At 69.4% G+C, this 22127-nt stretch carries 14 protein-coding genes and 1 pseudogene; 13 read left to right on the top strand and 2 right to left on the bottom strand.

Annotation, left to right across the window (positions count from 1 at the left end):
- Positions 1–13: 13 nt before the first annotated feature.
- The 4 genes and pseudogenes from AB0C20_RS06625 to AB0C20_RS06610 all read left to right on the top strand — a co-directional run.
- A pseudogene (locus AB0C20_RS06625) lies at positions 14–481 on the top strand (acyl-CoA dehydrogenase family protein); the annotation flags it as partial.
- 85 nt (positions 482–566) lie between these two features.
- A complete protein-coding gene (locus tag AB0C20_RS06620; RefSeq protein ID WP_357567536.1) occupies positions 567–1163 on the top strand; it encodes an acyl-CoA dehydrogenase family protein in 597 nt (198 codons plus the stop codon).
- A gap of 20 nt (positions 1164–1183) precedes the next feature.
- Entirely contained in the window at positions 1184–1648 is a 465-nt protein-coding gene (locus AB0C20_RS06615; protein WP_357180149.1) for a MaoC family dehydratase, read from the top strand.
- A 432-nt stretch (positions 1649–2080) separates the two neighbouring features.
- Positions 2081–5725, top strand: a complete 3645-nt coding sequence (locus tag AB0C20_RS06610; RefSeq protein ID WP_357567535.1) for a hypothetical protein — start codon at positions 2081–2083, stop codon at positions 5723–5725.
- A 19-nt stretch (positions 5726–5744) separates the two neighbouring features.
- Here AB0C20_RS06610 and AB0C20_RS06605 read toward each other — a convergent pair whose 3' ends face one another.
- Together AB0C20_RS06605 and AB0C20_RS06600 are read right to left on the bottom strand one after the other, a co-directional pair.
- Positions 5745–6743 (bottom strand): acetylxylan esterase, encoded by a 999-nt coding sequence (locus AB0C20_RS06605; RefSeq protein WP_357567534.1) that lies wholly within the window; start codon positions 6741–6743, stop codon positions 5745–5747.
- A gap of 21 nt (positions 6744–6764) precedes the next feature.
- On the bottom strand, positions 6765–7802 hold the full coding sequence (locus tag AB0C20_RS06600) for a LacI family DNA-binding transcriptional regulator (protein WP_112698181.1): 1038 nt from the start codon (positions 7800–7802) through the stop codon (positions 6765–6767).
- A gap of 319 nt (positions 7803–8121) precedes the next feature.
- Here AB0C20_RS06600 and AB0C20_RS06595 point away from each other — a divergent pair, with 319 nt between their 5' ends.
- The 9 genes from AB0C20_RS06595 (at position 8122) to AB0C20_RS06555 (ending at position 22107) form a co-directional block, all read left to right on the top strand.
- Positions 8122–10485 (top strand): glycoside hydrolase family 3 N-terminal domain-containing protein, encoded by a 2364-nt coding sequence (locus AB0C20_RS06595; protein ID WP_357567533.1) that lies wholly within the window; start codon positions 8122–8124, stop codon positions 10483–10485.
- A 10-nt stretch (positions 10486–10495) separates the two neighbouring features.
- Positions 10496–11485: an ABC transporter permease subunit gene (locus AB0C20_RS06590; protein ID WP_357180163.1), complete on the top strand. Its 990-nt coding sequence runs from the start codon at positions 10496–10498 to the stop codon at positions 11483–11485.
- Entirely contained in the window at positions 11482–12390 is a 909-nt protein-coding gene (locus AB0C20_RS06585; RefSeq protein WP_357180166.1) for a carbohydrate ABC transporter permease, read from the top strand. The genes AB0C20_RS06590 and AB0C20_RS06585 overlap by 4 nt, the downstream gene beginning before the upstream one ends.
- Before the next feature lie 53 nt (positions 12391–12443).
- A complete protein-coding gene (locus AB0C20_RS06580; protein ID WP_357567532.1) occupies positions 12444–14081 on the top strand; it encodes an extracellular solute-binding protein in 1638 nt (545 codons plus the stop codon).
- Between the two features lie 86 nt (positions 14082–14167).
- Positions 14168–14857 (top strand): DUF624 domain-containing protein, encoded by a 690-nt coding sequence (locus AB0C20_RS06575; RefSeq protein ID WP_357180172.1) that lies wholly within the window; start codon positions 14168–14170, stop codon positions 14855–14857.
- On the top strand, positions 14854–16887 hold the full coding sequence (locus tag AB0C20_RS06570) for a beta-galactosidase (RefSeq protein ID WP_357567531.1): 2034 nt from the start codon (positions 14854–14856) through the stop codon (positions 16885–16887). The genes AB0C20_RS06575 and AB0C20_RS06570 overlap by 4 nt, the downstream gene beginning before the upstream one ends.
- Positions 16884–19022: an alpha-glucuronidase gene (locus tag AB0C20_RS06565; protein ID WP_357180179.1), complete on the top strand. Its 2139-nt coding sequence runs from the start codon at positions 16884–16886 to the stop codon at positions 19020–19022. The genes AB0C20_RS06570 and AB0C20_RS06565 overlap by 4 nt, the downstream gene beginning before the upstream one ends.
- Positions 19023–19331: 309 nt before the next feature.
- Complete coding sequence (locus tag AB0C20_RS06560) at positions 19332–20672, top strand: PHB depolymerase family esterase (protein WP_357567530.1); 1341 nt, start codon at positions 19332–19334, stop codon at positions 20670–20672.
- Positions 20673–20712: 40 nt separating this feature from the next.
- Positions 20713–22107 carry an endo-1,4-beta-xylanase gene (locus AB0C20_RS06555; RefSeq protein WP_357180187.1) on the top strand — a complete coding sequence of 465 codons (1395 nt, stop codon included), beginning with the start codon at positions 20713–20715 and terminating at the stop codon, positions 22105–22107.
- The last annotated feature ends 20 nt before the right edge of the window (positions 22108–22127 follow it).

Raw genomic sequence — 22127 nt, 5'->3', positions numbered from 1 at the left:
TAGTTTGAGCGTCATGGACCTCACCCTCTCCGCCGAGCAGGCGGCGGTCCGCCAGCTGGCCGCCGAGTTCGCCGACCGCGAGCTGCTGCCGCACGCGGCCGCCTGGGATCGCCGCGAATCGGTCGACCCCGCCATCGTCGGCATGCTCGGTGACCTGGGCTTCCTGGGGCTGACCATCGCCGAGACCGACGGAGGTTCCGGCGGCGACCACCTCGCGTACTGCCTGGTCCTGGAGGAACTGGGCCGGGGCGACTCGGCGGTGCGCGGCATCGTCTCGGTCTCCCTCGGCCTGGTCGCGAAGTCGATCGCCGCGCACGGGAGCGCGGAACAGCGCGCCGAGTGGCTACCGAGGCTCTGTGCCGGCAGCGCACTCGGCTGCTTCGCGCTGACCGAGCCGGACAGCGGCTCGGACGCGGCCGCCCTGCGCACCCGTGCGGTCCGCGACGGCACCGACTGGCTGCTCACCGGCACCAAGACGTTCATCACCAACGGCACCACCGCCGACGTCGCGCTGGTCTTCGCCCGCACCGGCGGCCCCCGGGCACCGAGGAATCAGCGCTTTCCTGGTGCCCACCGACAGCCCGGGGCTGACCCGGCGGGAGATCCACGGCAAGCTCGGCCTGCGTGGTCAGGCCACCGGCGAGCTGGGCTTCGACGAGGTGCGCGTACCCGACACGGCCCGCCTCGGCGCCGAGGGCGCCGGATTCCGGCTGGCCCTGGCCACCCTCGCCAAGGGTCGGATGTCGGTGGCCGCCGGATGCGTCGGCATCGCCCAGGGTTGCCTCGACGCGGCGGTCGCTTACGCCGGGCAGCGCACCCAGTTCGGCAAGCCGATCGCCGGACACCAACTCGTCCAACAACTGCTCGCCGCGATCGCTGTCGACACCGCTGCGGCCCGGCTGCTGGTGTGGCAGGTGGCCGACCTGATCGACAGCGACCAGCCGTTCGCCACCGAGGCGTCGATGGCCAAGCTCTTCGCCAGTGAGGCCGCCGTCCGCGCGGCCAACAACGCGGTCCAGGTCTTCGGCGGGTACGGCTACATCGACGAGTATCCGGTCGGCAAGTATCTACGCGATGCCCGGGTGGCCACGCTCTACGAGGGCACCAGCCAGATTCAGCAACTCCTCATCGGACGCGCGCTCACCGGCGTCAACGCCTTCTAGTAGCTGTAGGGAGATCCGGCATGAGAGTCTTCACCTCGTTCGAGGAGTTGGCCGCCGCGACCGGCGAGAGCTTCGGGCCTGGTCCGTGGCAGCGCATCGAGCAGAGCCGCGTCGACCTCTTCGCCGACGCCACCGACGACCACCAGTGGATCCATCTCGACCCGGTCCGAGCCGCGGCGGGGCCGTTCGGCGGGACGATCGCCCACGGGTACCTCACCCTGTCGCTGTTGCCGGCGTTGGCGGGCGGGCTCTACCGGGTCGAGGGGGTGGCGATGGGCGTCAACTACGGGCTGAACCGGGTGCGCTTCCCCGCGCCGCTGCGGGTCGGCGCCGCCGTACGCGCCACCGCCACCATCGCCGACGTGTCGCCGGTCAGCGGCGGCGTGCAGTTGGTCGTGACGGTCACAGTGGAGAGCGACAGCGGCGGCAAGCCCGTCTGCGTGGCCGAGACCGTGAGCCGGCTCTACCGTGCCGTGGAGCGGTGACCGCGCCTCCGCGAGCTGACGGGGCGCCGACGGATTCCGTCGCCGCCCCGTCGCCGCACCGCACTGGCAGTCGATGCGGACCGAACTGGTCTTGTTACTTGCGCTGGTCGCCAGAGTGATAGGGAAATCGTAATCGAATAGAATCCCCCTCGCCAATCCGGGATTGCGTGACACCCCCCGATTCCAGGACGACGATCAGTGCTGCGGGTAACAACACCGATGCCGTTTCTGGTGTGCATCACACACCCCCTCCCAGTCCTCCTCCGTGTCGTCGATCGCGTCGGGTCGTCGAACGTTGCCGCACGCCTAGTCGCGCTGTGGCTGCTACCCGACACTCGCCGATCGGCGTCCACGGAACTAGATATAGTCCTCCATGGATTGTTTGCCAATCATGTCGCCAGGCTGACAAACAACTCCGTGACGGGGGACATCGTGGGCAGACCTGAGCGGCCGCTCGACCCGGAGGCAGGCGAGCTGGAGCGGTTCGCGCTCGACCTGCGCCAGTTGCGGACGAAGGCAGGTTCGCCGACCTACCGTCAACTGGCCAGACGCGCGCACTTCTCGGTGACCACCCTGGCGAAGGCGGCCAGCGGGGAGACCGTGCCGAGCCTTCAGGTGACGCTGGCGTACGTGGCCGCCTGCGAGGGCGATCCGGCTGAATGGACCGAACGGTGGCACAGCCTGATCGCCAGCGTGACGTCCGCCGGGACGGCGGGGGGCAGCCGCGGGCCGTACTGGGGGATGGCAGCGTTCCAGCCGCAAGACTCGGAATGGTTCTTCGGACGCGAGCGCCTGGTGGCTCAGCTCTGTGAAATGCTCACCCGCCTCCGATTCGTCGCGGTTTTCGCCCCGTCCGGTGCGGGCAAGTCATCCCTGCTACGAGCGGGTCTGATAGCGGCCGTGGTCGAGAATCCGGTGAAGGGTCAGCCGGCCTGGGCCACGGTGCTGATGACGCCCGGCGAACATCCCATCGAAGAACTCGCGTTTCAGCTCGTCAAGGAACAGGACCTGGCTCGTGAAACGGTCCAGCGTCAGTTGGCCGATGACCCGGCCAGCATTCGCGCGACGCTCGAGCACATTCTTGACGCCCGTCCATCGGTGGCGAACATGCTCATCGTGGTGGACCAGTTCGAGGAGCTCTTCACCCTCTGTCGCGACGAAGAGGAGCGGTCGGGGTTCATCGCCGCGCTGCTCGCCGCGGCGGAGGTCCCCAGGGTCCGCGTGGTGCTGGGAGTGCGAGCCGACTTCTATGGTCGGTGTGCCGCCCATCCGGCCTTGGTGGCCGCTCTCCACGAGCACCAACTGTTGATCGGCCCGATGGACGGTGCGGATCTGCGTCGAACCATCACCGGCCCCGCCGAGCGCGCCGGGCTGCTTGTCGATCCGGCGTTGGTGGAGATGGCCGTGGCGGACGTCGGCGGTCAGACGAGTGCGCTGCCGCTGCTGTCCCACGCGCTGTTGGAGACGTCGCGCCTGCGGCAGGGCAAGCGGATCACACTGGCCCACTACCGCGAATCGGGCGGGGTGAATGGCGCCATCACCCGTACCGCTGAGGGGGTGTACGCGCAGTTCGATGAGGGGCAGCGAGCGCTGGCCCGGGACATCTTCCTGCGCCTGACGGCCCTCGGTGACGGCACCGAGGACACCCGACGCCGGGCACCCCTGGCCGAGTTGGTGGGCGGGGCAGACCCATTGGCCGCGGCTGAGGTGGTGGGCAGGTTGACGGCCGCGCGGCTGGTCACCGCAGACGAAAAGGGCGTCATGGTGGCCCACGAGGCACTGATCCAGGAGTGGCCCCGGCTGCGTCGCTGGCTGACCGAAGATCGGGAGCTGCTGCGCTCCCACCGCAGGCTGACGGAGGCTGCCGCCGAGTGGGATCGGCACGACCGCGTGGACGGATTCCTGTATCGGGGGGTCCAGTTGGCGCTCTGGGGAACGCAGCAGGTGATGGACCTCAGTGACCTGGAACGGGACTTTCTGGAGACCAGCCGTGCACGAGAGAGCCGACGCCGGGCAGCCCGACGGCGGCGGACCAGCATGGCGTTGACCGGGCTCGCGGCAACCGTTGTCGTGGTGAGCGTCCTCGCGGCAGTGGCACTGGTGCAGGCGAACCGGGCGGCCGCCGAACGAGACCTCGCTGTTTCCCGGCAGCTGACGGTCGAGGCCAACAACCAACTGCAGATCGATCCGCAGCAGGCGCAGCGCCTCGCCCGACGCGCTCTGACCACCCGCCCGACCGTCGGCGCGGAGATGGTGCTCCGCCAGGCTGCCGTGGATGACCGACTGCAGGCGATTGTGCCGATGAGCAGCCAGAAGGCATTGGGCGTGGCGTTCAGTCCGGACGGAAGGCGGGTGGCGGCCACCGGGACGGACGGCGAGGTGCGGGTGTGGACCTGGGCCGGCCACGGCGTCTCTGGACCGGGACTGGCTCTCACCGGCGGGCCCGAGGGGCAGGTCTGGAGCCCGATGTTCAGCCCGGACGGGAAGCGACTGGTCACCGCCGGCTCGGACGGCACCGTCCGGATCTGGCAGGTCGATGGAAACGCCGGGCCCATCGTCCTACGCGGGCACGTGGGCCCGGTCTGGGGAGTGGCCTTCAGCCCCGACGGACTGTTGGTCGCCAGTGCCGGCGAGGACACCACCGTTCGGGTCTGGGATGCCCGCGGCGACGACCTACCGGTGGTGCTGCGTGGGCACAGCAAGGTGGCGGTCGGCGTGGCCTTCAGCCCCGACGGGCGCCAGTTGGCCAGCAGCGGCCACGACGCGACGGTACGCCTCTGGGACCTGGCCGCGCGATCCACCAGGACGATTCTCACCGGGCCACGCGAGGCCACCAGGACGTTGGTGTTCAGCCAGGACGGCACCCGTCTGGCCTGCTCCAGCGCCGACGGCACGGCCTGGGTGTGGCCGCTGACCGGGTCGGCGGCCCCGGTGGTGCTGCGTGGGCATGAGGGCACTGTGGAAGGGCTCGCGCTGAGCCCGGACGAGCAGTGGCTCGCGACCACCAGTGACGATCTGACCGTACGGATCTGGAACGCCAGCGGCACCGGTGACCCGTTGGTGCTGCGTGGCCACACCAACCGGGTCTGGGCGTTGGCGTTCAGCCCGGACGGATCCCGGCTGGTGAGCGCGGCCGATGATGGGACGCTACGGGTCTGGGACCCGGGCAGCGATCGTCTGATCCTGCGGGGCCACGAGAAGGCCACCTGGTCCGCCGCGTTCACCCCGGACGGGCGGCGGGTGGTCAGTGGCGGCGAGGACGGCACGGTACGGGTCTGGAACCTGGCCACACCGGCCGAGCCGCGGGTACTCGGCCGCCACGACGGCGACGTCTACGGTCTCACTGTGAGTCCGGACGGGACGAGTGTGGCCACCGGCGGCCGCGACGGCAGCGTACGCGTCTGGGACCTCGCCGGCAGACAGGATCCCGTGGTACTTCGCGGGCACGAGAAGCAGGCGTGGATCGCCGACTTCAGCCCTGACGGCCGTCGCCTGGCCAGCGTCAGCAACGACAGGAGCCTGCGAATCTGGGACCTCACCGGTCAGAGTGCCCCGGTGGTCCATCGAGCCGCCGAAGAGATCCGGTACGCCGCCTTCAGCCCGGACGGCAGGAAGGTTGCCACAGCTGGTGCGGAGGGCACCCTACGGATCTGGGACGCCTCCGGCACTGCCGAACCACTGCTACTTCCCGGTCACGAGGGACTGGTATGGGCAGTGGCCTTCAGCCCGGACGGACAACGGGTCGTGAGTGCCGGCTTCGACGGCACCGTGCAGATCCATTCCGTCACGAGCGGCAGCGCGCCAATGGTGTTGCGAGGACACGAGGGTCCCGTCTGGCACGTGTCGTTCAGCCCGGATGGGCAATGGGTGCTCAGTTCTGGAAAGGACGGCACCGCCCGGCTGTGGCACGCGTCGGAGGCCGCCCAGTCCGTGACCTTCGGCGGATTCGGCGCCTCCGTGGAGACCGTCGACTTCAGCCCGGACGGCGAGCGGCTCGTCTCGACGCATGACGACGGCACCGTACGCGTCTGGTCCTGCCGCGCGTGTGCCCCGGTCAAGAGCCTGCTGGAGCCGTGACCAGGAAGGGGTGGACCGTTCAGGCCCGCGCTGTATTTATCACCGAGCCCAGCCAGCGCAGCTGACGCCGCACGTGCACGGCCTCCCCACCCTCATGGCCGTTGAACGGGTAGACGTGCATCTCCCGCTCGGGCGGGACCGGCCTCCCGTTCGCGGCTCCGTATTGGTTGTAGGCGGCGAAGGCGGTTCGCGGCGGGCAGACGGTGTCGCGTCCGCCGACCCCGAAGTGCGCCGGCGCCGTCGCCCGACGCGCGAAGCTCACCCCGTCGACATAGGACAATGTGTGCCACACCGCCTCCTCGGCCTCCCGGTGCACCGCCAGGTACCGTGCGATCTCGCCGTACGGCGCGAGGTCGGTGAGCGCGACGGCCCGGCGCATGTCGCACAGGAACGGGGCGGTGGTCAGCACCGCGCTGAGTTCCTCGACGAGACCCGCCACCGCCAGGGCGATGCCACCGCCCTGGCTGTTGCCGACCACGGTGACCCGGTCACCCTCGACCCCCGGTAGGGCGCGGACCGCCTCGACCGCCCGCACCGCGTCGGTGATCAGGCGGCGGTAGTGGTAGGTGCGCGGATCGAGAATCCCCCAGGTGACCGGCCAGGGCCCGCCGGGCGCGCCGTGCGGGTCGGGGGTGTCCCCGGCGCCGTGCTGCCCCGCCTGGCCCCGGTTGTCCATCAGCAGGTGCGCGTACCCGGCCACCGCCCAGGTCGGCCGCTCGTGGGGCAGGCCGCGCCCGCGTCCGTAGCCGGCGTACTCGACCACCGCCGGCAGCGGCTCTCGGACCCCGGCCGGGCGGGTGTACCAGGCGCGGACCGGGTCACCACCGAAGCCGGCGAACGTGACGTCCCAGGAGTCGAGCAGCCGTAGGTCGGTGGGTTCGGGGCGGACGTCGACGAGCACCGGTACGGCGGCAGCCTCGGCGAGCGTGGCTCGCCAGAACTCGTCGAAGTCGTCGGGTTCGGCGACCTCGGGTGCGTACCGCTGAAGGTCGTCGACGGTGGAGGCGGAGTGGGGCACGGGTCCTCGCAGGGGCCGGGGTCAGTGCGGGTGGGCGGGGGGCGCGGTGCTCTCCCGGACGACCAGCTCGGTCACCAGGTCGATCCGGCTGGTCGCCGGCTCGTTCCCCCTGGTCAGGTCGAGCAACATCTGGGTGGCGATGCCGGCCATGTCGCGCAACGGCTGGTTGATCGTGGTGAGCGCCGGGTCGGTCCAGGCGGAGACCGGCAGGTTGTCGTACCCGATCACCGAGAGGTCCTCGGGCACTCGCAGGCCGCACTGGCGGGCGGCCCGGAGCACCCCCATGGCCTGGATGTCCGACCCGGCGAAGATCGCCGTGGGCCGGTCCGGCCGCTGGAGCAGTTGCAGCCCGTGGGCGTGCCCCGCTCCGGCGGAGAAACTGCCGTAGCGGATCAGCTCGCGGTCGACCACGATCCCGGCTTCGTCGTGGGCCGACTGGAAGCCGGCGGCGCGGGCGCGGCTGCACAGCACGTCGGGCGGCCCGGAGATGATGGCGATCCGTCGGTGCCCCAGCTCCAGCAGGTGCCGGGCGGCGAGCAGGCCGCCGTTCCAGTTGTTCGACCCGACTGTCGGCACGGATGCCGAGGTGGCGCTGTCGGTGTCGACGACGACGAACGGTATGCCCTGTCGGCGCAGGTGCTGCTGCTGGGCCTCGGCCAGGTGGGAGAGGACGAACACCACGCCCAGGGGGCGGTCGGCGAGTAACGCCTCCAGCCATCGTGCCGGCGGGCGGTGCGCGCCGTCGAGTTGGGCGATCGACAGCCCGATGCCGGCCGCGGAGGTCACCGCCTCGACGCCGCGCAGGATCTCCATCGCCCAACCCGTGTCGAACTCGTGGAACACGAGGTCCACACGGCCGCCGCTTGTCGCGTGTCGACGTGCGCGGCGCTGGTACTGGTGGCGGTCGAGGCTCGCCTCCACCCGGGCTCTGGTGCCGGGGGCGACATCGCCGCGTCCGTTGAGGACCTTGGAAACGGTCGCGACCGAGACGCCGACATCGTTGGCGATGGTCGCGATGGTGGTGGAGGCGGGTGGGTCGAGCGGGCGGTGCTCTGTCATCGCGGCCTCATACAACATCCGAAAGTTTCGGGCGACTTTAACATGATGAGACATTCACGCCAGTGGGTGCCGCAGTCGGGCTGCGCAATCCCGGGACACCGTGCGGCTTGTTGGCGACGGAGCGCCGATCGTGGGGTCACGGTGTGCAGGAAACACCCCCTGGTGGTCCGATTGAGACTCTTGACAGGCATCGATGGGGCACTTAGGTTGCCGAAAAGGTTACGCAGGCTTCCGGAAAGTTTCGGATCGTGGGAAACGTCCGCCACAGAGCTGGTTCCACCAGGGCGCGGGGATGTGGCCGGAGCTAAGGGGTCAGGGCATGAGAAGTCAGTCGCTCGGGGACGGCGGCGCCGCGCCGTGGCGTGATCAGCGGCTGTCGCCGACCGAGCGGGTCGAGGCGCTTCTGCCATTGATGTCCCTCGAAGAGAAAATCGCCCAGCTCGTCGGGGTCTGGGTCGGTGCCGACGCCAGTGGCGAGGGCGTCGCACCGCACCAGTCGGACATGATCAGCGAGTTGCCGCCGTGGAGCACTGTCATCCAGTACGGGTTGGGCCAGTTGACCCGCCCGTTCGGCACCGCCCCGGTCGACCCGGTCCTCGGGGCCCGGTCGCTGGCGGCCTCCCAGGCGCAGATCGTGGCCGCCAGTCGGTTCGGCATTCCGGCGCAGGTGCACGAGGAGTGCCTCACCGGGTTCGCGGCGTGGCGGGCCACCGTCTACCCGACTCCGCTGAGCTGGGGCGCGTCCTTCGACCCCGAACTGGTCGAGGCGATGGCCGACCGGATCGGGCGGTCGATGCGCGCAGCCGGTGTGCACCAGGGTCTCGCCCCGGTGCTGGACGTCACCCGGGACTACCGCTGGGGCCGTACCGAGGAGACGATCGGCGAGGACCCCTACCTGGTCGGTACGACAGGTGCCGCCTACGTGCGGGGCCTGGAGCGGGCCGGCGTGGTGGCCACGCTGAAACACTTCGCCGGCTACTCCGCCTCCCGAGGCGGACGCAATCTCGCGCCGGTGCCGATGGGTCGCCGCGAGCTGGCCGACGTCATTCTGCCGCCGTTCGAGATGGCGCTGCGCCTCGGCGGCGCCCGCTCGGTGATGAACTCCTACGCCGAGATCGACGGCCTGCCCGTCGCGGCCGACAGTGGGCTGCTGACCGGGTTGTTGCGTGACGAGTGGGGCTTCACCGGCACCGTGGTGGCCGACTACTTCGCCGTACGGTTCCTCCAGACCCTGCACGGAGTCGCAGGGGATGCCGCCGACGCGGCCCGGCTCGCCCTGCGGGCCGGAATCGACGTCGAGCTGCCCACGGTGGACACCTTCGGCGAGCCGTTGGTGGAGGCGGCTCGCCGCGGTGAGGTCGATGAGGCGCTGATCGACCGCGCGCTGCGTCGGGTGCTGATCCAGAAGATCGAGCTCGGTCTGCTCGACGAGGGCTGGCAGGAACTGCCCGACGACGTCGCGTCCCTGCGTTTCGACGACGAGGCCAGCCAGGACATCGCCCTGCGTCTGGCCCGGGAGTCAGTCGTCCTGGTGCGCAACACCGGCGTTCTCCCGCTGCCCATGGGTAGCCGGGTCGCCCTCGTCGGTCCGGTCGCAGACGACCCGATGGCCATGCTCGGCTGCTACTCGTTCCCCAACCACGTGGGCGTCAACCACAGCGACTTCGGGCTCGGCCTGGACATCCCCACCCTGCGCGACGAGTTGGCCCGACGCGTCCCGCTGCTCACCCACGAGCCGGGCTGCGCCATCACCGGCGAGGACACCTCGGGCATCCCGGCCGCTGTCGCCGCGGCGGCCGCCGCCGACGTGTGCGTGCTCGCCGTCGGCGACCGGGCGGGAATGTTCGGCCGGGGCACCTCCGGTGAGGGCTGCGACGCCGTCGACCTGCGACTACCCGGCGTGCAAAGCGACCTCGTCCGCGCCGTCCTGGCCACCGGCACCCCGGTCGTCCTGGTGTCGATGGCCGGCCGCCCGTACGCGCTCGGCCCGGAGTTCGACGACGCGGCGGCCGTGGTGCAGGCGTTCTTCCTCGGTCAGCTCGGTGGGCAGGCGCTCGCCGAGGTGCTCACCGGCGCGGTCGACCCCTCCGGGCGGTTGCCGGTCAGCGTTGCCCGCGACGCCGGCGGGCTGCCGAGCACCTACCTGGCGCCACCGCTCGGCCGGCGTAACAAGGTCTCCTCGATCGACCCGACCCCGGCGTACCCGTTCGGCCACGGGCTGAGCTACACCACCTTCGAGTGGTCCGACGCGACGGTGGTCGAACCGCGCGAAGATCCGACTGCCTGGCCGGTCGACGGCGAGGTGCGGGTGCGGATCACCGTCGCCAACACCGGTGAGCGGGGGGGCACCGAGGTCGTGCAGCTCTACCTGCACGACCCGGTCGCGCAGACCACCCGTCCGGTGGTCCGGCTGATCGGCTACACCCGGCTGCCGTTGGCACCCGGTGAGGTGGCGCACGTGACGTTCGGCGTACCTGCCGACGTGGCGTCGTTCACCGGGCTGACCGGCCAACGGATCGTCGAGCCCGGCGACGTCGAGCTGCGCTTCGGCCGGTCGAGCGGCGATGTGGCGGCGGCCCTACCGCTGCGACTGGTCGGCGCCGAGCGCCAGGTCGGTTTCGAGCGGGAACTGCTCACCTCGGTACGGGTCGAGCCCCTCGTGGCCGTTCCACAGTCGGCATAGGAGGCCACGGATGACATCCACCCTGCGGCCACCACCGCCGGCGCCGCCGAGTTCTCCGCAGCAGGCGCAGAGCCCTGCCCCGCGCTCGCCACGACGCCGTCGCAGTTGGCGGCAGGCGCTGCGTCGAGACTGGCAGCTCTACTCGCTCGCCATCCTGCCGCTGCTGTTCTTCCTGGTCTTCCGGTACCTGCCCATGATCGGCAACATCATCGCGTTCCGTCGGTTCAAGCCGGGCGGCAGCATCTTCGGTGAGTACTGGGTCGGGCTGCGCTACTTCCGGATGTTCCTCAGCGACCCGACGTTCTGGGAGGTGTTCACCAACACCCTGGTGCTGGGGACGCTGACCCTGCTGTTCTGCTTCCCGCTGCCGATCGTGCTGGCGCTGCTGCTCAACGAGGTCCGGGCCCGCCGCTTCAAGCGGTTCGTCCAGTCCGTCTCCTACCTGCCGCACTTCCTGTCGATCGTGATCGTGGCGGCGATGGTCATGCAGTTGACCTCGATCGAGGGCACGGCCAACCAGATCGTCAGCTTGTTCGGTGGCGACCCGGTGGCGTTCCTGCAGAAACCGGAGTGGTTCCGCACCATCTACGTCTCGTCCGAGGTCTGGCAGACCGTCGGGTGGGGCACGATCCTCTACCTCGCCGCCCTCACCACCGTCGACGAGGACCTGTACGAGGCCGCCCGGATCGACGGCGCCGGCCGGCTGCGGCAGACCTGGCACGTCACGTTGCCCGGCATCCGTCCGACGATGGTGACCCTGCTGATCCTCAACATCGGCAGCTTCCTGGCGGTCGGGTTCGAGAAGATCCTGCTGCTCTACAACCCGTTGACGTATCCGACAGCCGACGTGGTCTCCACCTATCTGTTCCGGATGGGCTTCCAGTCGAGCAACTTCAGCTACGCGGCCGCCATCGGCCTCTTCGAGGCGGTGATCGGGCTGATCCTCGTCCTGTCGGCGAACGTCATCTCCCGTCGCACTGTGGGGACGAGCCTGTGGTGACCCTCGGTACGAAGATCGACGCCCCGAAGACGCGCGGGCCGGTGGACAGCCGGGGTTACCGGATCTTCCGGGTGGTCAACACCGTCGTCCTGCTCGGCGTCGTGGTCGTGACGCTGTACCCGTTCCTCAACATCGTGGCCCGCTCGCTCAGCGAAGAGGCGTACATCATCGCCGGCGAGGTGACCATCGTCCCGCGTGGCTTCGACCTGACCGCGTACAAGCTGCTGATGTCGGACGCGATGTTCTGGACGAACTACCGCAACACAGTGGTGTACACGGTGGTCGCCACGCTCATCTCGATCGTGCTGACCACGTGTTACGCGTACGTGCTGTCGAAGCCGCAGCTCAAGGGGCGCCCGTTCCTCATCGGTGTCGCACTGTTCACCATGTTCTTCTCCGGTGGCCTGATCCCCAACTACGTGCTGGTCACCAGCCTGGGCATGAAGAACACCATCTGGGCCGTGGTGATCCCCAATGCCATCAGTGTGTTCAACCTGCTGGTGATGAAGGCGTTCTTCGAGAGTCTGCCGAGCGAGTTGGAGGAGGCCGCGGCCGTCGACGGGCTGAACACGTACGGCACCCTCCTGCGGATCGTGCTGCCGCTGTCGAAGGCGATCATCGCGACGATGGTGCTCTTCTACGCGGTGTCCTTCTGGAACTCGTGGTTCGCCGCGTTCCTCTACATGGACCGGCAGGACCTGCTGCCGGTAACCGTCTACCTGCGCAACCTCATCGCGGGAGCCACCAGCGCCGAGTCCGCCGCCGCCGACGCCGACAAGGTCCAGGCCGCGGCCACCCTCCAGGCCGTGACGATCGTGCTGACCACACTGCCGATCCTGGCGGTCTACCCCTTCGTCCAACGCTACTTCGTCCGCGGCGTGATGCTCGGCGCGGTCAAGGGGTGACGTCGACGCCGCACCGTTCCACATTCGAATCCCCACCACCGAAAGGACGAGCCATGCTCCACAAGACGTGGCGCCGCGTGGCATTGACCACAGCGGGTCTGCTCGCGCTCTCCCTTGCCACCGCCTGTTCTGAGGACCCCGGTGAGTCGACCGACCTCTCGGAGAACAAGGTCGGCGCGATGGCCAACTACGGCGTCGGCGACCAGTTCAAGGCCACCGAGGCGCTCTCCTTCACCACCCTCTACAACAACCACACGTTCTACCCGCTCAAGGAAGACTGGCTGTTCTGGTCGGAGCTCACCAAGCGGACCAACGTCAAGATCGAACCGGTGGCCGTGCCGCTGAGTGACTACGAGCAGAAGCGCAGCCTGCTGATCGGCGCCGGAGACGCTCCGCTGATCATCCCGAAGACGTACCACCCGCAGGAGGACGCGTTCGTGTCCTCCGGGGCGATTCTCCCGGTGAGCGACTACCTGGATCTGATGCCGAACCTCAAGGAAAAGATCACCAAGTGGAACCTCAAGCCGGAGATCGACAACCTGCGGCAGTCCGACGGTAAGTTCTACCTGCTGCCCGGCGTCCACGAGAAGCCCACCCAGGACTACACGGTGCTGGTGCGCACCGACATCATGCAGGAGCTCAACCTGCCCGTCCCGAAGACCTGGGACGACCTGTACGCCGTGATGAAGGCGATGAAGGCGAAGTACCCGAACGTCTACCCGTACTCGGACCTCTTCAGCAAGCCCAATCCGACCGGCGCGCTGCTGAACCTCCTCGGCTCGGCCCACGGCACCTACGCGGGCTGGGACTTCCAGCACGCCACCTGGGACCCGGCAGCGAAGAAGTTCAACTACACCGGCTCGTCCGACCAGTACAAGCAGATGGTCACGTTCCTGCACAAGCTCGTCGCCGAGGGTCTGCTCGACCCGGAGAGCTTCACCCAGACCGATGACCAGGCACGGCAGAAGCTGGCCAACGGGAAGTCCTTCATGGTCACCGGCAACGCGCAGACGCTCGTCAACAACCACCGGCCCGACCTGGCCAAGACCCTGCCGAACGCGAAGATGGCCAAGATCCCGCTGCCGATCGGCCCGGCCGGCGAGATCAACCCGTTCCCCCGGCTGGAGAACGGCATCATGATCTCCTCGAAGGCCCGGGAGAGCAAGAACTTCGTGGCCATGATGCAGTTCATCGACTGGCTCTGGTATTCCGACGCCGGCATGGAGTTCGCCCGCTGGGGCATCGAGGGCACCACCTTCACCAAGGACGCGTCCGGCAAGCGCTCGCTCACCGCCGACGTCGATTTCCTCGGGCTCCACCCGAAGGCGCCCAAGCACCTGCAGAAGGAGTTCGGCTTCCAGAACGGCGTCTTCGCCTACGGCGGCACCCCCGACCTGGTTCGTGGGTTCTTCTCCCCGGAGGAGTTGGAGTTCCAGAAGGTGATGGACGCCCGCAAGCCGAGGGAGGTCCCCCCGCCGCGCCCGTTGACCGACGAGGAACGCGAGCAGGTGTCGCTCTGGGAGACCCCGCTGAAGGACTTCGTCACTCAGAACACGCTGAAGTTCGCCCTGGGGCAGCGTCCGCTCAGCGAGTGGGACGCGTACGTGGCCGAGCTGAAGGCCAAGAACTCCGACCAGTACATCGACCTGGTCAACAAGGCGTACGAGCGGTTCCAGAAGAACAACGGCTGATCAGCGGAGTCCGGTCGGGCGGCCTGTCGCGGCCCGACCGGACTCCGACGACCACGGATCGGCCACGTCGACCGGAGGGAGCGAGCGTGAGTGGCGCGACTCAGACCCGGCGACAGTTCGGCGACGGACCACTGTCGCGGATCACCTCACGCGTCTACATCCTGCTCGCGGTCGAGCTGCTCCTGCTGCTCGTCACAGTGCCCGCCCTGCTCCCGCTGCTGGTGCTGGGCCGCGACCCCAGCAACCTGCCGCTGGCCGCGCTTCTCCTGGTACCGGTCGGCCCGGCTGTCTCCGCCGCCCTGTACGCCCTGCGCCACCAGCGAGCCGACCTGACCGACCTGCGCCCGGCTGCCCTGTTCTGGCGAGGCTACCGGGCCAACGGGCTCGGCGTGCTGCGCGTCTGGGTCCCGACGCTGCTGTGGCTGACAGTGCTCGCCGTGAACCTCGCCTACTCCGGTGCGGTCGGCCTGTCGAGCTGGTGGGCGGTGCCACTGGTGCTGATCGGAGTGGGAGTGACGCTCTGCGCGGCAAACGCCCTGGTGATCACGTCACTGTTCGACTTCCGCACCCGCGACGTGCTCCGGCTGGCCGTGCACTTCCTCGTGCGTACCCCAGGTGTCTCCGTCGGCAACGCCCTGCTGCTGGCCGCGGCGGCCGGGATCACAGCGGTCTTCTCCGATGCGGTGCTGATGCTGCTCGCGTCGATCGCGGTGCTGGCGTACCTGCGCATCAGCGAACCGATGATCCACTTGATCCGGAAGGAGTTCACCTCATGAGCCTGCCCCTCAGCGCCAAGGTGCCCTTCGGGGGCGACTACAACCCGGAACAGTGGCCGGAGGACGTGTGGAAGCAGGACTACCGTCTCTTCGACAGCGCACGGATCGACCTGGTCACCCTCGGGGTGTTTGACTGGGCGCTCACCCAACCCGCCGAGGACACCTACGACTTCGCGTTGCTGGACAGGATCGTCGAGCGGGCCAGTGCCGAGGGACGCGGGATCTGCCTGGCCACCGGCACCGGAGCCCACCCGCCGTGGTTGGCGAAGGCGTACCCCGAGGTGACCCGGACCGACTTCGAGGGCCGTAAGCACCGGTTCGGGCAGCGACACAACTCCTGCCCCAGCTCGCCGGTCTTCCGCCGGCTCTCGACCGAGCTGGCCCGCCGGGTCGCCCGCCGCTACGCCGACACCCCGGCGGTGCTGGCCTGGCATGTCGGCAACGAGTACGGCGGCGCCTGTTACTGCGCACTGTGCGCGTCCGGCTTCCGGAGCTGGTTGCGCCACCGCTACGGCACCCTCGACGAGCTGAACGAGGCCTGGTACACCACCTTCTGGTCGCACACCTTCACCGACTGGGACGAGATCGAGCCGCCGTCGGCGCTGACCGAGCACTGGCGCGGCCCGGACCACACCGCGTTCCCGGGCATCACAGTGGACTACCTGCGGTTCACCTCCGACGCGATGCTGACCAACTTCCGCGACGAGAAGGCGGCCATCCGGGAGTCCAGCCCGACGCTGCCGGTGACCACGAACTTCATGGGCATGTACCGGCCGATCGACTACCACCGCTGGGCTCCTCATCTGGACTTCGTCTCCTGGGACAACTACCCGCCCGACGACGAGTCGGCGGCCCGGATGGCGCTGACCCACGACCTGATGCGCGGGCTCAAGGACGGCCAGCCGTTCTGGCTGATGGAACAGACCCCGAGCTTCACCGCGTGCCGTGACGTCAACCCGTTGAAGCGCCCCGGGCTGATGCGGCTGTGGAGTTGGCAGGCCGTGGCGCACGGTGCCGACGCTGTGCTCTTCTTCCAGCTGCGTGCCTCCCGTGGGGCCAGCGAGAAGTACCACGGTGCGGTCATCGGGCACGCCGGTCGCTCCGACACCCGGGTGTTCCGGGAGGTAGCCGAGCTGGGCGCCGAACTGGAACGGCTCGGCCCGGCATCGCTGGGCGCGCGCACCCCGGCCCGGGTGGCGTTGCTGTTCGACTGGGACAGCTGGTGGGCGTTGGAGCTGTCCGACGGCCCGTCCCGGCTGATCCGCTACCAGCAGGTAGTGCTCGCGTACCACAGGGCGCTCTGGGACGCCGGTGTGGACCTGGACGTCGTCGCGGTGACCGCCGACCTGTCCGGCTACGACGTGGTAGTGGCCCCGGCCCTGCACCTGCTCAAGGGTGACCTGCCGCAGCGGCTGGAGGCGGTGGCGACGCGCGGCGGGTCGGTGCTGACCACCTACCTGTCCGGCCGGGTGGACGAGAACGACCAGGCGTTCCTGATGGACGTACCGGGCCCGCTCGGGCAGCTCATGGGCGTCCGGATCGACGAGTGGGACGCCCGCGGCCCTGAGGTGGTCAACAGGGTCCGCCTCGGCGACGGCGTGGATCAGGTCGACGTCGACGCGCGACTGCTGTTCGAGCTGGTGATTCCGCAGGGCGCGCAGGTCGTCGGCACCTACCAGGCCGACTTCTACGCGGGCACGCCGGCGGTGACGCGCAACTCCTTCGGTGCCGGCGACGGCTGGTACGTGGCCGCCGGACTGGACCAGACCGGGGTGTCCTGGGTGGTGCGGCAGGTGCTCGCCCGGCACGACCTGCTCGGGCCCTACCCGGACGTGCCGGACCTGGAGTCCGCCGTGCGGGTCGCGGCGGACGGGTCGCGGCTGCTGTTTCTGCTCAACCACCGCGCCGAGCCGGTCGAGGTGACCGCCCGGGCCGGCGGCGTCGACCTGCTCACCGGCGACCGTACGGCGGCCGGCGGTGCCCTGCGGCTGCCGGCGTACGGGGTTGTCGTGCTGGAGGAGGACCGGTGAACGCCGAAGAGTCGGTGGAGTTGGAGCAGCTGATGTTCGTCGAGGAGCCGATGGACGGTGACGAGCCGCGCGTCCACCCGGCCTGGCTGCCCCCGGAGGCGTTCCGGTCGCTCGGCGCGCGCCGCATCCTCCTGCACGGCGAGGGGTTGCTCGTCGACACCGTCCTCAACGAGGTCTCGCGCGCGTGCGCGCGTTACGGCGGACGGGTGTGGCACTCCCCGTCCTGGGATGTCGACGTCGACCTGGTGCTCGCCCTGCGCGATGCCACTGAGCTGCCCAACCCGGCGGTGGAGGCGGCGCGCGCCGCCGGTGAAGCGGCGCTGGTCGAGCTGGGCGACGGCGGGACGCTCGGCGACGAGGGTTTCGTGCTGGCGCGGGCCGGCGACGTGACAGCGGTGCTGGCCGACGCTCCCGCCGGCCTGCTGTACGGGCTCTTCCACGTGGTCCGGCTCTGCGCTGCGGCCTTCGACCCGGCCCGACCCCCGGAGCGGCACCGGCCGGCGCTACGCCGACGAATGCTGAACCACTGGGACAACGTGGCCGTGCACCCGGTGATGGGCCAGGTCGAACGGGGGTACGCGGGCGGCTCGATCTTCTGGCAGGACGGCCGTCCGCGCGGCGACCTGGCCCGGGTGCGGGAGTACGGGCGGCTGCTGGCCTCCTGCGGGGTCAACGCGATATCGGTGAACAACGTCAACGTGGCCCGTACCGAGGCGCTGCTGCTCACCGAACGGCTCGGCGACGTGGCCGAGATCGCCGACGCGCTGCGCCCGTACGGCATCCGGGTGCACCTGTCGGTCAGCTTCGCCGCGCCGGTGGTCCTCGGTGGCCTGCCGACCGCCGACCCTCTGGACGAGGCCGTGCGGGTCTGGTGGTCCGCTACCACCCGGCGGGTGTACGACCGCATCCCGGACTTCGGCGGCTACCTGGTGAAGGCCGACTCGGAGGGGCAACCAGGCCCGTTCACGTACGACCGTGACCACGCCGACGGGGCGAACCTGCTGGCCGAGGCGCTCGCCCCGCACGGGGGAGTGGTGCACTGGAGGGCGTTCGTCTACAACCACCACCAGGACTGGCGGGACCGGTCCACCGACCGGGCTCGGGCCGCGTACGACCACTTCGCCCCGCTCGACGGGCGGTTCCGCACCAACGTGGTCGTCCAGGTGAAGTTCGGCCCGGTGGACTTCCAGACCCGCGAGCCGGTCTCGCCGGTGCTCGCCGCGATGCCGGCGACCCGGCTGGCGGTGGAGTTGCAGGTCACCCAGGAGTACACGGGCCAACAGCGGCACGTCTGCCACCTCGGCCCGTGGTGGAGTGAGGTGCTTGGCTTCGCCCCCTGGGGGCCGGGCGGGCGGACGATCGCCGACGTGGTCACGGGGGAGTCGGCGGCGGGCGGCGGGATGGTCGCCGTCGCCAACGTCGGCGACGACCTCTTCTGGACCGGGCATCCGTTGGCACAGGCCAACCTGTACACGTTCGGCCGGCTGGCCTGGGACCCTCGGCGGGACCCGACGGCGATCCTCGACGAGTGGATCACGCTGACCTTTCCGCCGTCGGCGACCGCCGACGCGGAACTGGTGCGGCGGACCCTGCACGAGATCATGGACGACTCGTGGCGCACGTACGAGCGCTACACCGCCCCGCTGGGCGTCGGCTTCATGGTCAACCCCGGCGACCACTACGGCCCCGGCGTCGACGGATACGAGTACACGCGGTGGGGCACCTACCACTTCGCCGACCGCGACGGCGTCGGCGTGGACCGCAGCCGCGCGTCGGGCACCGGCTTCGCCGGCCAGTACCCGCCGTACTGGGCGCAGGTGTACGAGTCACTGGAGACCTGCCCCGACGAGCTGCTGCTCTTCTTCCACCACGTGCCGTACGGGCATGTGCTGCACAGCGGCTCGACAGTCATCCAGCACATCTACGACACCCACTTCGCGGGGGTCGAGGAGGTGACGGTGATGCGACGGAAGTGGCAGACGTTGACCGGCATGATCGACCCGAGTGTGTACGAGCGGGTCGCCGAACGCCTCGACGAGCAGGTGCGCTGCGCCACCGAGTGGCGCGACCAGATCAACACGTACTTCTTCCGCAAGTCCGGGGTGCCGGACGAGCGAGGGCGGGACATCTACTGAGCGGCGGTGAGGCGCGGCTCGGCCATCCGGTCGGGCCGCCCTCGTGCCGTGCGCCTCAGTGGCCTGGCAGCTTCCGAAAACGTCCCGATAATTTATCGCGACCCGTCGGCGCTGACCATGTCCGCCGATGCCCATTTCTGCGCAGGTGACCACCGGAACCGTTGCGGCGAAAGGTTTCCGGAAGTCTTGACAATCGAGTGTGCTCGATCGAAGCTGACATGGTCACGCGAGCCGCGGTCAAGGTCGGGCGAAGGGCAGTCCTCGACTTAAGTCCCCTTCCACGCGCCTTTTTCGCAAGGGATCGCGACGATGACACTGAAGACGAGAATGCTTGGCGTCGTCATGGCGGCCGTTTCGCTGGCCGCCGCCGCGTTGACGTTCGCCACCCCCGCGTCGGCGGCGACGCTCACGCAGGTGACCAACTTCGGCACCAACCCCACCAACCTGCAAATGCACCTGTACGTCCCGGACCGGGTGGCGACCCGACCGGCGATTCTCCTGGCCATGCACTACTGCACCGGGACGGGCCCCGCGTTCCACTCGGGCACCCAGTACGCCTCACTCGCCGACCGGTACGGCTTCATCGTGATCTACCCGTCGGCGACCCGCAGCAGCAAGTGCTGGGATGTCTACTCGCCGCAGGCGTTACGCCGTGGCGGCGGCAGCGACCCGGTCGGGCTCATGTCGATGGTCGACTACGTGCGGCAGCGCTACTCCGCCGACCCCGCGCGGATCTTCGCCACCGGCACCTCTTCCGGGGCGATGATGACCAACGTCATGCTGGGCGTCTACCCGGACGTGTTCGCGGCGGGCGCCTCGTTCGCCGGGGTGCCGTTCGCCTGCTTTGCCACCGGCGGCACCTCGGAGTGGAACAGTCAGTGCGCCAACGGGCAACTGATCCGTACCGCGCAGCAGTGGGGTGATCTGGTCCGGGAGGCGTACCCGGGCTACACCGGCCAACGGCCCCGGATGCAGATCTGGCACGGCACCAACGACGAGACGCTGCGCTACCCGAACTTCGGTGAGCAGGTCAAGCAGTGGACCAACGTGCACGGGCTGAGTCAGACCCCGACGTACACCGACACCCCGCAGTCCGGCTACACCCGCACCCGGTACGGCGGCAGCGGCCCGATGGCACCGGTCGAGGCGATCAGCATGCAGGGTGTCACGCACAACCTGCCTGTCGACGCCGCGCAGGTGATCCGCTTCTTCGGGCTGGACGGCACCGCGCCGCCGACCACGCCGCCGCCGACGACTCCACCCCCGACCACTCCACCCCCGACCACTCCGCCCCCGACCACTCCGCCCCCGACGACACCGCCCCCGACCGAGGGCGCCTGCCGGGTCGGTTACACGGTCAACGCCTGGAACAGCGGCCTCACCGCGAGCGTGGCCATCACCAACACCGGTGCCACCGCCGTGAGTGGCTGGGCGCTGACCTTCGCGCTGCCCAGCGGACAGCGCATCACCAGCGGCTGGAACGCGCAGTACGCCCCGGCGAGCGGTGCGGTGACCGCCCGCAACGTCTCCTACAACAACACCATCGCCCCGAACGCGTCGGTCGAGATCGGCTTCCAGGCCACGCACGAGGGCGGCACCGGCAAGCCCACCTCGTTCGCCCTCAACGGTGCCGCCTGTTCGGTGTCCTGATGTCCCTTCCCACCCCACCACCCTCAGAAGGAGTCACACGATGAGAAGTACGAGATGGAAGGCGGCATCCAGAGCCGCCATCGCGCTGGCCGGCGCGGGTGCCCTCGCCGCCGGCATGGCGCTGTTCTCGACGGCACCCGCGGCCGCCGGGACGACGCTCGGCGCGTCCGCCGCCGAGAAGGGTCGGTACTTCGGCACGGCGGTTGCCGGATTCAAGCTCTCCGACAGTGCGTACACCACGATTTTGAACCGTGAGTTCAACATGGTGACCGCCGAGAACGAAATGAAGATGAACGCCACCGAGCCGCAGCAGAATCAGTTCAGCTACGGGGCGGCGGACCAGATCGTCAACCACGCGCGCAGCCGTGGGATGAGCGTGCGGGGTCACACGCTGGCGTGGCACTCGCAGCAGCCCGGCTGGATGGAGAGCATGAGCGGCAGCGCGCTGCGGCAGGCGATGCTCAACCACGTCACGCAGGTGGCCACCCACTTCCGCGGTCAGGTCGTGGCGTGGGACGTGGTGAACGAGGCGTTCGCCGACGGCAGCTCCGGCGGCCGGCGCGACTCCAACCTCCAGCGCACCGGCAACGACTGGATCGAGGCGGCGTTCCGGGCGGCGCGTGCCGCGGATCCGGGCGCGAAGCTCTGCTACAACGACTACAACACCGACAACTGGACGCACGCCAAGACCCAGGGCGTCTACAACATGGTGCGTGACTTCAAGGCCCGTGGCGTGCCGATCGACTGCGTGGGCTTCCAGTCGCACTTCAACAACGAATCCCCGTACGTGAGCAACTACCGCACCACGCTGTCGAGCTTCGCGGCGCTCGGTGTGGACGTGCAGATCACCGAGTTGGACATCCAGGGCGCGTCGGCGAACACGTACCGCAGCGTCGTGGAGGACTGCCTGGCCGTGGCCCGCTGCAACGGCATCACCGTGTGGGGCATCCGCGACAGTGACTCCTGGCGAGCTTCGCAGACCCCGCTGCTGTTCAACAGCAACGGCTCGAAGAAGCCGGCGTACGACGCGGTTCTCGCCGCCCTGAACAACGGCACCACGCCCACGGACCCGCCCACGGATCCGCCCACGGATCCGCCGACCGACCCGCCGACCGACCCGCCCACGACTCCGCCTCCGGGCACGGGCGGCTGCACAGCGACGGTGTCGGTGAACCAGTGGACAGGTGGCTTCGTGGCCACTGTGAAGGTGACGGCCGGTTCGTCGGCCATCAGAGGCTGGACGGTCGGCATCGGCCTCCCGTCCGGCGCGACGGTCACCAACGCGTGGAACGCCAACCGCAGCGGTAACACCGGCACGACGAACTGGACGAACGTGGCGTACAACGGCCAGGTCGGCGCCGGACAGTCCACCGAGTACGGCTTCCAGGCCAACGGCACCGCCGGAAGCCTCAGCCCCACCTGCTCAGCAAGCTAAAGCCCGACCGGCCGGTGCGG

The sequence above is a fragment of the Micromonospora sp. NPDC048843 genome (genome assembly GCF_040649965.1).
GTDB classification, from domain to species: domain Bacteria; phylum Actinomycetota; class Actinomycetes; order Mycobacteriales; family Micromonosporaceae; genus Micromonospora; species Micromonospora hortensis.
This window is presented reverse-complemented; position numbering and strand designations above follow the sequence as displayed.

Coding starts and splice junctions, on each gene's coding strand:
- AB0C20_RS06615 (WP_357180149.1), top strand. CDS start 1,184: ATGAGAGTCTTCACCTCGTTCGAGGAGTTGGCCGCCGCGACCGGCGAG.
- AB0C20_RS06600 (WP_112698181.1), bottom strand. CDS start 7,802: ATGACAGAGCACCGCCCGCTCGACCCACCCGCCTCCACCACCATCGCG.
- AB0C20_RS06595 (WP_357567533.1), top strand. CDS start 8,122: ATGAGAAGTCAGTCGCTCGGGGACGGCGGCGCCGCGCCGTGGCGTGAT.
- AB0C20_RS06590 (WP_357180163.1), top strand. CDS start 10,496: ATGACATCCACCCTGCGGCCACCACCGCCGGCGCCGCCGAGTTCTCCG.
- AB0C20_RS06580 (WP_357567532.1), top strand. CDS start 12,444: ATGCTCCACAAGACGTGGCGCCGCGTGGCATTGACCACAGCGGGTCTG.
- AB0C20_RS06570 (WP_357567531.1), top strand. CDS start 14,854: ATGAGCCTGCCCCTCAGCGCCAAGGTGCCCTTCGGGGGCGACTACAAC.
- AB0C20_RS06560 (WP_357567530.1), top strand. CDS start 19,332: ATGACACTGAAGACGAGAATGCTTGGCGTCGTCATGGCGGCCGTTTCG.
- AB0C20_RS06555 (WP_357180187.1), top strand. CDS start 20,713: ATGAGAAGTACGAGATGGAAGGCGGCATCCAGAGCCGCCATCGCGCTG.